Source organism: Iocasia fonsfrigidae (assembly GCF_017751145.1).
GTDB classification, from domain to species: Bacteria; Bacillota; Halanaerobiia; order Halanaerobiales; family DTU029; genus Iocasia; species Iocasia fonsfrigidae.
The window spans coordinates 1,912,127-1,926,532 of the sequence record NZ_CP046640.1; the positions used below are offsets into that span (position 1 = coordinate 1,912,127).

At 35.4% G+C, this 14,406-nt stretch carries 9 protein-coding genes; 8 read left to right on the forward strand and 1 reads right to left on the reverse strand.

The genetic code is table 11. The features are described from left to right. The first annotated feature begins 2 nt into the window (after positions 1-2). The 7 genes from GM661_RS09095 (at position 3) to asnB (ending at position 9,756) form a co-directional block, all read left to right on the forward strand. The gene (locus tag GM661_RS09095) at positions 3-965 is read left to right on the forward strand and encodes a DUF4280 domain-containing protein (protein WP_230869707.1); all 963 of its coding nucleotides are present in this window, start codon (positions 3-5) and stop codon (positions 963-965) included. A 235-nt stretch (positions 966-1,200) separates the two neighbouring features. After that, positions 1,201-2,397: an isocitrate/isopropylmalate family dehydrogenase gene (locus tag GM661_RS09100; RefSeq protein WP_230869708.1), complete on the forward strand. Its 1,197-nt coding sequence runs from the start codon at positions 1,201-1,203 to the stop codon at positions 2,395-2,397. A gap of 282 nt (positions 2,398-2,679) precedes the next feature. After that, entirely contained in the window at positions 2,680-3,870 is a 1,191-nt protein-coding gene (locus GM661_RS09105; RefSeq protein ID WP_407929658.1) for an NAD/NADP-dependent octopine/nopaline dehydrogenase family protein, read from the forward strand. A gap of 1 nt (position 3,871) precedes the next feature. Beyond that, positions 3,872-5,524 (forward strand): cobalamin B12-binding domain-containing protein, encoded by a 1,653-nt coding sequence (locus GM661_RS09110; RefSeq protein ID WP_230869710.1) that lies wholly within the window; start codon positions 3,872-3,874, stop codon positions 5,522-5,524. Then, positions 5,511-6,182: a Crp/Fnr family transcriptional regulator gene (locus GM661_RS09115; RefSeq protein WP_230869711.1), complete on the forward strand. Its 672-nt coding sequence runs from the start codon at positions 5,511-5,513 to the stop codon at positions 6,180-6,182. Before GM661_RS09110 ends, GM661_RS09115 begins: the two co-directional genes overlap by 14 nt. 30 nt (positions 6,183-6,212) lie before the next feature. Next, a complete protein-coding gene (gene lnt / locus GM661_RS09120) occupies positions 6,213-7,700 on the forward strand; it encodes an apolipoprotein N-acyltransferase (protein ID WP_230869712.1) in 1,488 nt (495 codons plus the stop codon). Positions 7,701-7,914: 214 nt separating this feature from the next. After that, positions 7,915-9,756, forward strand: coding sequence for an asparagine synthase (glutamine-hydrolyzing) (asnB, locus tag GM661_RS09125; protein WP_230869713.1), 1,842 nt, complete (start codon positions 7,915-7,917; stop codon positions 9,754-9,756). A gap of 8 nt (positions 9,757-9,764) precedes the next feature. Here the strand turns inward: asnB and GM661_RS09130 are convergent, their stop codons facing one another. Further along, on the reverse strand, positions 9,765-11,513 hold the full coding sequence (locus GM661_RS09130; protein WP_230869714.1) for an Rqc2 family fibronectin-binding protein: 1,749 nt from the start codon (positions 11,511-11,513) through the stop codon (positions 9,765-9,767). A gap of 133 nt (positions 11,514-11,646) precedes the next feature. On the opposite strand from GM661_RS09130, the gene GM661_RS09135 reads away from it, so the two are divergent. Further along, complete coding sequence (locus tag GM661_RS09135; RefSeq protein ID WP_230869715.1) at positions 11,647-14,337, forward strand: calcium-translocating P-type ATPase, PMCA-type; 2,691 nt, start codon at positions 11,647-11,649, stop codon at positions 14,335-14,337. Positions 14,338-14,406 lie beyond the last annotated feature (69 nt).

Below are 14,406 nucleotides of genomic sequence, written 5' to 3' on the forward strand. Positions count from 1 at the left end.
AGGTGATTGAGATTAATAAATATTTTGAATTTGATTTAGAAAATACTAGGGATTTTCTAAATGATGAGGAAAAAGAAAACAGAGAGGGAAAATTAAAGCTTGGTGATAATTTTATTGGGAAGGAAATTAAAAGTAGTAATAAGGAATTATTTGATTGTGAGGATTGTTATGGTAACAAATATGTTTTAAAGGATAATAGTGATTTGCATATCTATAGCAGTAGCAAATCAGGTTCTCAAATACATACATTGTTAATTCATAAGTTTGAGGATGGTGATTATGGCTTATGGTTGACTAAACAGGCCCCATATTATTATGAAGATGGAAAGATAGTAAATTATTTTACTACTGAGGAAGCTACAGTGGGAGAGATAACTGCTATTAATAAAAATAAATATCTTCAGGAAGAGAATAGGATTATGGATGATTTTCTTTGGATTTATGCAGGTGATGATATAATATTTCCCAGTGAAGTTGAGGAACAACAGGTTAAACAGGGTGAAGGGAATAGTGATGGTGTTGGTAGTGAAGCTGGTATAGTAGCTGCTGGGGGAGCTGTCGATACAAAGAATGGAGAAGAAGGAGAAAATAAAAAGGGAAAGGATTCTATTGTTGATATTGGAAAAGATGGTAAGTTATATGTTTGTCATGGTGCTATCTTAAAATGTAGTAAAGGAACTGTCCCGTGTACACTTAATGTAATCGATAAACATCAAGTATATCTTAAGAGTAAACCTATAGCAACTGTTGATGATAGTAAACCTGTCAATATATCAAGTTTTGCTACCTGTAAAAGGCATGATTCTCCTCCATGTACACCAAAACTAAGTGGAAAATGGAAGGGTGGGAAAGAAAGTGTCTTAGTTCATGGTGTTCCTGTTTTACTGAAAACTTCAACTATTAAGTGTGCTTATGGGGGAACAATAACGATAATTAACCCTGGCCAGGGTCTTGTCAGTGAGTAATTAAGGAAGAAACCTGATATTTATAGATGGGTTTCTTTTTTGTTAATGTGGGATTGTCCTTGACTGATAAAGGGTATTAATATATAATGTATTAAAATCTAGTTATATTGTAATCTTACTTTAAAAGTTGATTTACATAATACAAAGGACTAAAAGTCTTATTAATATTGGAGTTGGGATCACTATTTTGAGGTGATCTGCCAATAAATAATTGATATATTAGGGGGCTATATTTATGGAGAAGTCAGTTGTAGAGAAGGCGAAAGCACATTTTGCTGCATTGATTGAGGATCAATTTGAAAGAATTGAGCAGATGAAAACTGTCAAGGATTTTGTTGATTATGATAATCTGGACAAAATAATAATTGGTGTTGTTGGTGGTGATGGTATTGGACCATTTATTACTAAACAGGCTCAGCGTGTTCTGGAGTTTTTACTAAAAGAGGATGTAAAAAAGGGTAGGGTTGAATTTAAAGTAATAGATGGTTTGACTATTGAAAACCGTGCTAAGTGTAAACAGGCTATACCTGATGATATTTTAGAAGAGCTTAAAAAATGTCATGTAATTTTAAAGGGGCCGACTACTACCCCGAGGGCAGGTGACCAGTGGCCTAATATAGAAAGTGCTAATGTTGCTATGAGAAAAGAACTGGATCTCTTTGCTAATGTACGTCCGGTTAAAGTCCCTGAGGAAAATATCGATTGGATTTTCTTCCGCGAAAATACAGAAGGCGCTTATGCCCTGGGGAGTGATGGTATAAGGGTAAATGATGACCTGGCTGTAGATTTTACTGTTGCTACTTATGAGGGGTCATATAGGATTATTAAGGCAGCCTTTGATTATGCTAAAAAAAGCGGTATGAATAAGGTTACTGTAGTTACTAAGGCAAATGTTGTTAAAACTACTGATGGTTTATTTTTAGATATTGCTAAAGATATTTCTAAAGACTACCCGGAAGTTGAGTGGGATGACTGGTATATAGACATTATGACTGCAAAATTAGTTGATGAAAAACGCAGGAGTCAGTTTAAAGTAATGGTGCTTCCTAATTTATATGGAGATATTTTGACTGATGAAGCCGCTGAATTTCAAGGTGGGGTTGGTACTGCTGGTAGTGCTAATCTTGGTAAAAAATATGCGATGTTTGAGGCGATTCATGGCTCTGCACCAAGAATGGTAAAAGAAGGTAGGGCTAAATACGCTGACCCCAGTAGTATAATCAGGGCAGCCGGGATGTTGCTTGACCATATTGGATATACAGATAAAGCACATAGACTACAAATGGCGCTTGATATTTGTGGTGATTATGAAAAGAAATTAGTACTAACAGGTAGGGATAATGGTGCTACCGGTGCTGAGTTTGCTGATTATCTTATGGAAACAATTAGAGATGATAATATAGAGAATAAATGGAAAGAGTTTACTGATTAATAAGGTTTAATTTATTATAGGGCAAAGTTGAGCCTGGTAGGGGTTTGTTTGGTGATAAACTGAACATATCTTTGCCAGGTTTATTAATACTCTTTAATTCCTTGAATTTAATATTTATATATGATATAATTATATAGAAATACTTATACATAAAAAAATTAACCCCACATAGGTTCACGTGTGAGGCTTAATTATTCTTATAATTATGAAAAATTTGTAAATAATGCATATAAAATCTAAATATATAGAGGTGATTTATAAAAGGTAATTTTTAAGGGGGTAATTATTTTGGAGAAATTTGCTGTGTTGGGAGCAGGAAACGGTGGTCAGGCTATGGCTGCATATCTTGCATTAAATGGGTGTAAGGTTAATCTTTATAATCGAAGTAGGGAAAGACTGGAACCAATTATTAAGAAGGGTGGTATATTTCTTAGTGGTATCTACCAGGGCTTTGGCAGATTAAATAAAATTACCGATAACATAGAAGAGGCCCTTAGTGGTACTGATATAATCATGGTTGTTACACCTGCTGTTGCCCATAGATATCTGGCAGAAAAAATGAGTCCTTATCTTAGGGATGGACAGAAAATAATTCTTAATCCAGGTCGGACCGGTGGTACCTTAGAATTTTATAATATTTTAAAATCTAATAATTGTAATGCTGATCTTATTATATCTGAAACCCAGACATTTTTGTATGCCAGTCGTGTTGTAGGACCAGCCCGGGCAAAGATATTTGGTGTGAAAAACAGGGTTGCCATAGCAGCCTTTCCAAGTAATAGAACAAGGGAAATTATTGATAAACTTTATAAAATTTTACCTCAATTTTCACCAGTAGAAAATGTGATGAAAACAAGTTTAGATAATATAGGGTCTATCTTTCACCCGGCCCCTACATTACTTAATATGGCCTGGATTGAATCTACTGATGGTAATTTCTCATATTATCAACAGGGTATTTCACCAGCTATAAGTAAGATAATGGAAAAAATGGATCAGGAGAGAATGAATGTGGCTGAGTCACTGGGTATAAGCCCTATTAGTGCCTTAGACTGGCTGCGAATGTCCTATGGGGCAAGGGGGAAGAGTTTGTATGAATTACTACAGAATAATAAGCAGTATGAAGGGATAGGGGCTCCAGAGGAGATTAAACATAGATATATATTTGAGGATGTTCCTATGGGTCTTGTTCCAATTTCTTCACTGGCTAATTATTTTGGTATAAGTACACCTACCATAGATATGATTATAGAGCTGGCAAATCTTGTTTATGATACTGATTTTAGGAAAATAGGCAGGACTGTTAAGTCTTTAGGTTTGCTTGGTTTGAATAAAAAAGAGATAATTGACCTGGTGAATAAAGGTAACATCAGTAATGTTGAGGTACATCCAAAACTGCGTAGGACTTTATATAAGGGTCTAGATAATATAATTTACGGTCAATTTGCAGAATACCAGAAAGAGGTTGAATGAATTGAAAAAACTAATAATTGGTGCTTCTGTTGGTAATTGTGTTCATGTTGCTGGAGTTTTAAATTTTTTGCGACTTGCAGAAGAACACGGCTATCGAGCCAAATTTCTGGGGCCGGCTATTTCTATTAATTATTTGCTTAATGCTGTCGAGGAAGCCTCACCAGATATGGTAGCTGTAGGTTACAGGTTGACCCCTGAAACAGCTTATAAAATATTAAAGAGATTAAAAGATTCTGTGGAAGAAAGGGGTCTAAGTTCTTACAAATTTGTTTTTGGAGGAACCCTACCAGTTGCTCGTAAGGCTCAAGAGGTAGGGTTTTTTGATGCAGTCTTTAGTGGTCAGGAAGAAATAGAAGAAATTATTGCCTATCTTGAAGGCAAGTCACTTAGTGATCGAGATATTTCTTATGGGAAAAACCTCCTGAATAGAATAGCTCTTAAAAAACCTTATCCTTTATTAAGACATCACTTTGGTTTGCCCTCTGTAGATGAAACGGTAGATGGTATTAAAGAAATAGCTAAGAGTAAGGTTCTGGACATAATATCTCTAGGGCCTGATCAAAATGCCCAGCAGTCTTTTTTTAGGCCTACCGATATGGATGAAGATGAGAAAGGTGCTGGTGGGGTTCCGATCCGGACAAAAGAAGATTTAATAAGGCTCTATGATGCCAGTAGAACAGGGAATTATCCTTTGATGAGGTGTTATAGTGGGACAAGGGATGTCTTTCAAATGGCAGATCTTTTGCTCGATACGATAAATAACGCCTGGTGTGCTGTTCCCCTTTCATGGTATAATAAGCTTGATGGACGTGGTCCAAGGGGGTTACTAGCATCAATCAAGGAAAATCAGTTATTGATGAAATGGCATGGTGAGAGGAATATACCTGTTGAGGTTAATGAATCACATCACTGGAGTTTGCGTGATGCCCATGATACCATTGCTGTAGTAATGGCTTATTTAGCTGCTTATAATGCTAGAAAAATGGGAGTAAAAACATATATTGCTCAATATATGTTTAATACTCCTAATGGAACAAGTGCGGATATGGATATTGCGAAAATGATGGCTAAAAAAGAGTTAATTGAAAATCTTAAAGGAGAAAATTTTCAGGTTTTAACACAGGTTAGGGCTGGTTTAAGTAGTTTTCCAGCACAGCCTGATAGGGCTAAAGGTCAATTGGCTTATGCTACTTTTTTAGGGATGTCTTTAAGACCAGATATTGTCCATGTTGTTGCCTACTCAGAAGCTGATCATGCTGCTTGGAGTAGTGATGTTATTGAAAGCTGCCAAATTGCCCGTCAGGTAATAAATAATTTAGTGTATAATTATCCTGATATAAGTCATGATCCAGGAATCATTAAACGAAAACAAAAATTATTATCTGAAAGTAGGGTGTTATTAAATCATATAAAAAATTTAGCTGATAATGGTGTTGCTGATCCCTGGTCTGACCCTGTAACTCTTACCCGGGCAATTAAATCTGGCCTTATTGATGCACCACACTTAAAAGGTAATTCTGAAGGGGTTGGTTTACTTAAGACTAAGATAGTAAATGGAGCCTGTTATGCCTATGATTACAAGAAAAATAAGATACTTAGTGAATTAGATAGAATCGAACAATTAAAGGGGGTTTCAAGCAATGGATACTTATGAGCCATTTTTAAGGAATTTTATCCTCTTTTCTGAGATGAGTGATAGTGATCTTATTGCAATCAGCGCTCTACTGGAGAGTAGTAGTTCCCACAATGGAGAAATAATCTTTATGCAGGGTGATATAGGGAATAATGTTTATTTCATAAAAAAGGGTAAGGTTAAGGCTGTAAGAAACAACGTAAATGGTGATGAACAGATACTCGAAATACTTCAGCCAGGTGATGTTTTTGGGGAAGTAGTTTTATTTGGTATAGATGAATACCCTGCTACTGCTATCGCCCTTGATGAAGTGGAACTTGTCTTTTTATCAAAAACGAGATTTAAAGAATATTTTACTGCCAATCCACAGATAGCCTGGGGGATGTTAAGGGTCATGGCTAAAAAATTGTACAGAGCGCAGAGAAAAATAGAGAACCTGGGATTAAAAGACACCCGGGCCAGGGTGGCTACCTTAATTATTGATATGTTGATTGACTTTGGGGAGACAGAAAATGAATTAGTACTGGACATCAATAGGCAGGAAATGGCAAATTATATTGGGACCAGCAGAGAGACTGTTAGCAGGGTCTTAAGTGATTTTAAAAATGAAGATATTATAGAGGTTAATGGCAATAGGATATTTATCAAAGATTTTAGTGCTTTAAAGGAATGGACATAAGCCTGTTGGGTAATAGTATAAATTTAAGGGGTGATAATACTGGAGGTAGTATTAATTATACTGGCAGGTATTTTAATTACAATTCCTGTCAGGTTTTCAGCTTTATTTTTTTTAGCGTGGTTTGGACTAATCCCCTTTATATATGCTATCTCTGGTGATAAGCCCTCCCAGGGGTTTAAAAAAGGGGTTTTTCTGGGCATAATAATTGTTCTGATGACATCATATTGGTTATATTACCCACTAAGGTATTATAGTGGGTTGTCTCTGATGTTCTGTCTTATTATATTATTGAGCTTTTATTTGCTGCTTGCTGTTTTTTACGGTCTATGGGCCTGGTTTTATTTATACATAAAGAGAAATAGGTCTATAAATCCTCTCTGGCTGGCGCTTACCTGGACTGCCTTTGAGTATATTAGATTTAGAGTATTTCGGCCGTTTCCCTTTGCTTTTATTGCTTATACACAGGCATCTTTTAAACAATTATTACAATTTGCTGACCTTGGTGGAGTATTTTTAATAAGCTTTATTGTTATTTTAATAAATGCTTTTTTTTATAAGTTCTTTATTGAAAGAAAGAAAGGGAATGCTTTATTTATTATTATAATTTTTATAATTATTTTTTCTTATGGAGGTATTAAATTATCAAATTATAAGAACCAGGATTATAATTATATAAATCTAGGAATTGTTCAAACAAACCTGGATCCGGTAGAAAAATGGAAAACAGCAAACATTGAATCAAATATAAATTATCTTGTAGAAGAGTCCAGGAAAATAAATGATATTAATTTAATTATCTGGCCAGAATCATCACTTACCTTTGACTTTATTAGAAATGAGTATTACCGGGAAAGATTTGTAGGATCATTAAAGGGTATTTCTTTTCCTCTTTTAACAGGGAGTCTATCAATTATAGATGATGACTTCAAAAAATATAATAGTGTTTTTCTTCTTGCAGCAGATGGTAAAATAATGGGGAGATATAATAAAATAAAACTCCTTCCCTTTGGTGAGTATATTCCTTTCAAGAAATTAGTTGAAAAAATAACTGGCTATACTAACTCTCCCAACTACCCGGGAGGGGATATCAATATTCTGAACTTACCGTCATTTAGCTGGCGGACAGTTATTTGTTCTGAGATTCTCTATCCAGATTTTGTTATGAAAGGGATTAAGGAGGCAGATTTGATTATAAATCAGTCCAATGAGGCCTGGTTTCAGAGTAGTAATTTGAGCCGACAGATGTGGACAACTGCTGTTTTCAGGGCTGTAGAAAATAGGAGGGCTGTAGTGAGATCGGGTAATAAGTCCTTTGGAGGTGTTATTTCTCCAGCTGGTATAAATATTAAGAAGGTCTATTCAGGTGATATGTCAACTGTTAAAGCTGCTGTTCCTTTAAATCGGGAAACTACATTTTATCAGCTGTATGGTGATTTTATTGGTTATATATCAACCCTGATTCTGTTGATACTATTTTTGTTAAAGATTGTTTTAAAGTATCTCAAAAACAAACAGTAAATCTTTATTATTGACTCTGTGTCTAAATATAACACAGGGTCTTTTTATATTAGGATAATGTGATTCCAAAATTGTAATTAAAAACTTTGAAGCTCGATAAATATATTTACTTCCCTATGAAAAGAAAATGTCTAAAATTGCTATCATGTATACAGTCAAGATTGAATAATAGTACATATGAATAATATAGTGTATTAATAAGGGAGGCCAAAAAATGTGTGGAATTGCTGGTTGGATTGATTGGCATAGGAATATAAGTGATAATTTAGATATTTTAGAGGAAATGCAAGAAAGTCTTAGCCATCGTGGTCCTGATGATAGTGGTGACTGGTATTCAAATAGGGCAGGATTTGCACACAGGAGATTAATAGTAATTGACCCTGAGGGGGGCAAGCAACCTATGCTGGCTCAACAGGGCAGAAAAACCTATGTCCTTGTCTATAATGGTGAACTATATAATACAGAAGATCTTAGACAGATACTTCTTAATAAAGGTTATAATTTTAATGGGCATTCAGATACAGAGGTTTTATTACAGTCCTATTTAGAATGGGGAGAAAGATGTGTTGATTACTTTAACGGGATATTTGCCTTTGCTATCTGGGATGTCTGTGAAGAAAAATTATTTATGGCCAGGGATCGGATAGGTGTTAAACCACTTTTTTATGCTCAATTAAAAAATGGTCTTGTTTTTGCATCAGAAATAAAGGCTTTATTAAAACATCCTGAAATAGAACCCTGTATAAATGCAGAGGGGCTGGCAGAGGTATTAATTCTAGGCCCAGGTAGAACACCTGGTAACGGTATATTTAAAGGTGTTATGGAATTGAAACCTGGTTTTTCTTTGACATACCAGAAAAACAGTCTGAAACTCACTAAATACTGGGAACTTGTGAGTAAAGAACATACAGATACGCTAGCTGAAACAGTGGAAAAAGTCAGGTATCTTTTTACTGATTCTGTAAAACGCCAATTGATTTCAGATGTGCCGATCTGTACTCTACTATCAGGTGGTCTAGATTCCAGTGCTATTAGTGCTGTAGCCAGTAGAGAGCTGAAAAAAAATGGCTATAGGGGGTTAGCTACATATTCTGTTGACTATGAGGGTAATGAAAGGTTTTTTAAGGCAAATGATTTTCAACCTGAAACTGATAATTACTGGGCGGCTAAGGTAGCAGATAACATTAACTCCAAGCATCATAATGTAGTGCTGGATAATCATCTTTTAAGTGAAAAATTAAGGGAGGGTGTTTATGCCAGGGATTTACCGGGGATGGCTGATATTGATGTTTCCCTGTATTTACTGGCTAAAGAGATAAAAAAGGATTTTGTTGTAGCAGTATCTGGTGAGTGTGCTGATGAGATATTTGGTGGTTATCCCTGGTTTTACCGGGAGGAAGCCCTGGGAGCCGGTATTTTTCCCTGGTCAAGGAGGTATAGAGAACGGATAGCCTTATTATCAAGGGAAGTCAAGGAGAGAATTTCCCCTGAAGAATACCTGTTTGAGAGATATCAAGAGGCATTAGCTGAGGTTCCTGTCTTAGCAGGTGAAGATGAGAAGAACGCACGTATGAGAGAGATGTTTTATCTTAATTTGACACGTTGGATGCCTGTTCTATTGGATAGAAAGGATAGAATGAGTATGTATACTGGATTAGAAATCAGAGTACCTTTCTGTGACCATCGGCTGGTAGAATATCTCTGGAATATACCATGGGAAATGAAGTCTTATGGCGGACAGAGAAAGGGATTACTCCGTGAATCCCTTAAAGGTATTCTTCCAGAGTCGGTTAGAAATAGACCTAAAAATCCTTATCCCAGGACCTTTAATCCGCTTTATTATCAGGAAACAAAAGCCTTGTTAATAGATATATTGAATAATAAAAATAAGCCACTACATTCTGTGATAGATATAGAAGCAGTACTTAATCTAACTGAGAAGAAAGGGGATTTTGATATCCCCTGGTTTGGTCAATTAATGCGTTTACCTCAGCTTTTTGCTTATCTTCTACAATTAAATATCTGGTTGGAAGACTATCATGTAAGAATATCTTAGCCCGGTTTTTAGTTCTTTAGTTTATTGATAAGTTCTTTAGCTGGATTGGCATATAGGGTCTGGTATTCTTCATAATATACCAGGCCTGGTTTAGCTCCCTTGGGTTTCCTGACATTTTTTACTTTTGTATAATCAACAGGTACATTTTCTGACATTCTCCCTTTACTATAATAAGCAGCTATAACAGCGGCTTCATTAACTGTTTCCTGGGGTATATTGTCATTTGTATGGTTTCGAATTATTACATGTGAACCAGCTATTTCCTTGACGTGCAGCCAGATGTCTTCACTATGTGCAATTTTTTTGGTCAGCCGGTCATTCTGATAGTTGTTACGACCGGCTAAAATATGATAACCCTGTGAAGATATAAATTTATAAGGTGGTAATGGTTTGTTGCTTTTCTTTTTTTGTTTGTTTTTCTTCTTTTCTTTAAGATAGCCCTCTTTGATTAATTCCTCTCGAATTTCTTTCAAATCACTTTGAGATTCAGCCTGCTCAATGTTCAGGGAGACTTGTTCTAAGTATCTTTCTTCATGTCTTAAAATACCCAGTTGTTTTTTAAGGTGTTTAATGCTTTTTTTAACTTTATTATATTTCTTATAATATTTCTGCGCATTCTGAGCCGGTGTTAAAGAGGGATCAAGGTCAATTTTAATTTTACTTTGTTCTACATCAAAATAATTTACTAATTCAATCTCTTCTAATCCCTTTTTTAGCTGATATATGTTAGCTGTAATCAATTCACCATATTGCTTATACCTATCTGCGTTAGCAGCATCCTCTAATCCATTATGGTATTTCTTTTGTTTTTTTCTGTTTTTAGTCAGGTATTTATTAATAATATTATTCAGTCTATCTTTAAAATTATCTAGCTTATTATTGGTAACTTCATTGGAATAATAGTAATCAAAAAGTTCGCCGGTACCGGGATAGGTATGATCCTTTATATTTTTCTGGTGGAGTAAGGGATAGGCAGATAGATAAGAAATATTATTATGCTTATCCAGTCCTACAGCTGGTCTAAATTTCCCCTGTTTAACTTCTTGAAAGATTGATAAAAAACTGTTTTTAATTCTTTCTCTATCTTCCTTACTAAGGGTTGAATAATCGATTTTAAAGTCAATACCTGCCCTAAAAATAATTTCTTTTGCCATATAGGGTCCAATACCCCGGTAATTGTACATAATTGCCTTATCTGCCCGGTCAGAAAAATCATCAGGTATATATGAAAAAAAATCCTCTTTACTAACAACTGTTGGGTCAATTTTGTCCTGTCTCGGTGGATATTGATAATCTAAACCAGGATATAATTGACGCTGTTGGCTCTGCTGTTTGTTTATCCGTTTTAAAGCATCAAGGATTATACCATCTTCATTAATCAGTATTATATTACTGTATTTCCCCATAACTTCAGTAATAAGATAATATTTTTCCTTTCTTAATTTTATATGAAAAATAAGTATTCGTTCGAAATCAGGTTGCTCTATTTTATCAATAATACCGCGGTGGAGATATTTGCGTAATAACATACAGAAATCGGGTGCCTTAAGGGGGTTTTCATAATCCAAATTACTAATATGAAGGCGGTTGTAAGCAGGGTCTGTTGAAATAAGCATTTTTCTATTTTGGTTCTCACACCTGATAGTAAAACTAAGGGTATCATTATTTATTTGATATATTTTATCTATTCTTCCCCCCAGAATATTTTCTGTTAAATCGTTTTTAATAGCTGTCAGCATAATACCATCAATTGACATGATAAATCACTCCTTTAACTAATTATAGTATAAGGTATATCTATATATCAGTCAATTAAATAGATTGTTCTTTTTATTAAGCCCTGTGAATAGTATTAAAATGATAGAATTGCTAAACACAGGAGTGATTATTATGTTAGCAGAAAAGGAGTATTACCTCTTAAATCAGGAAGAACTTATTGATTATTTTGGATTTTCCCTAACAGATGGTTTATCAACAAGAGAGATCAGAAAAAGGCAGCTACAGTATGGTAGAAATAGATTAATTACATCAAACAGCAAGGGAATCGTATCTATCTTTATTGACCAGTTCAGAGATTTTATGATAATTGTTTTAATGGCAGCAACCTGTTTATCATTTTTAATGGGTGAGATAAGTGATGGAATTACTATTTTTGCTATTATAATTATTAATGGGATTATGGGTTTTATTCAGGAATATAGGGCAGAGAGGTCATTGGCTGCTTTAAGTAAACTGGCTGCACCAGAGGCCAGGGTTATTAGAGATGGCAGACTTGAGGAAGTGGCTGCTGAGGAATTAGTACCTGGTGATTTAATTGCTTTAGAAACTGGAAATCGTGTCCCAGCTGACTGCAGATTATTAGAAGCAGCAGCTCTTCAGGTAGATGAATCCCTCCTTACTGGTGAATCAATAACAGTTGCTAAATCAACAGGGAAATTATATGCAGCTGGTCTTAATATCACAGAACAAACAAACATTTTATTTATGGGAACAACAGTTACCCGGGGCAGGGCAAAAGCAGTAGTAGTTAATACAGGTATGGATACTGAAATGGGCAAGATAGCAGACCTGCTTAATAATGAAAATGATAATATGACACCACTTCAAAAAAGATTAAAGCACCTTGGTAAATGGCTGGTAATTATGAGTCTATTACTTACTTTTTTGATAGTGATTGTTGGTATTTTAAAGGGGCAGTCCATTTATCAAATGTTTCTGGCAGGTGTCAGTCTGGCTGTTGCTGCAATACCAGAGGGTCTGCCTGCTATAGTAACCCTTGTTCTAGCCCTAGGTGTACAAAAAATGATCAATAATAATGCAATTGTTCGCAAATTACAATCGGTGGAAACACTTGGTTGTGCCACAGTAATCTGCTCTGATAAAACAGGAACCCTTACTAAAAATCAGATGACCTTAAAGAAGATATATTTGAACCATAGAATAAACAACTTTAATCCCGACAGTGAGCTTAAAGGACTTGAGAATGTATTAAAAATTGGTGGTGTTTGTAATACAGTACAGCTCAAGGAAGCAGAAAATAATAGTAAACTTAATCGAGTAAAGGAGTTTTTTATAGGTAGTAAGATACCGGAGTTTCTAGGTGACCCCACAGAAATTGCTCTGGTAAGGGCTGTTTATGACTATGGGTATAGTTTTACTTCTTTGAAAAAAGACTATCAGATAAAAACAGAGGAGGGTTTTGATTCTAGACGAAAACGAATGTCAGTTATTGTTCAAATGCCTAAAGGTGATACTGAATTATGGATCAAGGGAGCCCCAGAACTTATTTTACAGAGGTGTACCTATCTTGAAGTCAACGGAAAGAAAGAAAAAATGACTGAACAGTTAAAAAGAGAGGTACAGCGGGCTAATGATTCTATGGCCAGAGATGCCCTGCGTGTTCTAGCTATAGGATACAGAAAAGTAAATAATAGAGTAGCTAAAAATAGAGCGGCAAATTATGAAAAAGATTTAACTTTGCTGGGATTAGTTGGTTTAATTGACCCTCCCCGTGAAGAGGCATACCAGGCTGTATTAAGTTGTCATAAGGCAGGTATAAAACCAGTAATGATTACTGGAGATCACAAGATTACTGCTCGTGTTATAGCAGAAGACCTTGGTATTATTCCAGGAAGAGGCAGGGTTATTACAGGTGAAGAGATCAAGGGAATGGATGATAAAACACTTAATAATATTACCAGAGATGTAATGGTTTTTGCCCGGATATCCCCCGAAGATAAGTTGAGGATTGTCAGGTCGTATAAAGAAAATGGTGAAATAGTTGCGATGACAGGTGATGGAGTTAATGATGCCCCAGCAGTAAAAGAAGCAGATATTGGGATTGCCATGGGTGAACAGGGTACAGATGTGACCAAAGAAGTGTCATCACTTATCCTGGGTGATGATAATTTTGCTACGATTGTTAAAGCTATTGCTGAAGGACGGAAAATATATAATAATATCCGAAAATTTATTCGTTATTTACTGGCCTGTAATACTGGTGAATTGCTGGCTGTTTTTCTTGGTATCCTTATGGGGTTACCTATACCACTATTGCCGATACAGATATTATGGGTGAATCTGGTTACTGATGGACTGCCTGCTTTGGCACTGGGGATGGATAATGATAGTGATGATGTAATGGAAAAACCACCCCGGGATCCAGAAGAGAGTATTCTGGCAGGTGGTATGGTAGCTCATCTTATTAGTCAGGGTTCATTGATTGGTATTAGTACAATGACAGCATTTTTAATAGCCATCTATCATCTGGAAGTTGATCTCAATACAGCTAGAACTATGGCTTTTTCTACACTTGTATTTTCTCAATTGTGTTTTGTATTTAGCTGTCGTTCAGAAGATTATGCTTTCTGGCAGCTTTCCCCGTTTTCTAATATCTATTTACTTGGGGCTGTATTACTGTCATCTATAATGCAGCTGGGGGTAATTTATTCTCCATTTTTGTCCAGATTCTTTAAAACCAGCATATTAAATATAGAACAATGGATTATTGTCTTAATTCTTTCTTCCTGGTCAACTATTGTCATTGATCTGATCCGGGGTATTTTCAGGAAGAAAAGGTAAAAGAGATTTTATTAGCGATTTTAGATTTGATTAAATAATAACTTTGTTAACCTCTTAGTTTTTCTATTA

Bases quoted from the DNA above. Each gene is read 5' to 3' on its own strand.
- GM661_RS09100 (WP_230869708.1), top strand. From the start codon at position 1,201: ATGGAGAAGTCAGTTGTAGAGAAGGCGAAAGCACATTTTGCTGCATTG.
- GM661_RS09115 (WP_230869711.1), top strand. From the start codon at position 5,511: ATGGATACTTATGAGCCATTTTTAAGGAATTTTATCCTCTTTTCTGAG.
- asnB (WP_230869713.1), top strand. From the start codon at position 7,915: ATGTGTGGAATTGCTGGTTGGATTGATTGGCATAGGAATATAAGTGAT.
- GM661_RS09130 (WP_230869714.1), bottom strand. From the start codon at position 11,513: ATGTCAATTGATGGTATTATGCTGACAGCTATTAAAAACGATTTAACA.
- GM661_RS09135 (WP_230869715.1), top strand. From the start codon at position 11,647: ATGTTAGCAGAAAAGGAGTATTACCTCTTAAATCAGGAAGAACTTATT.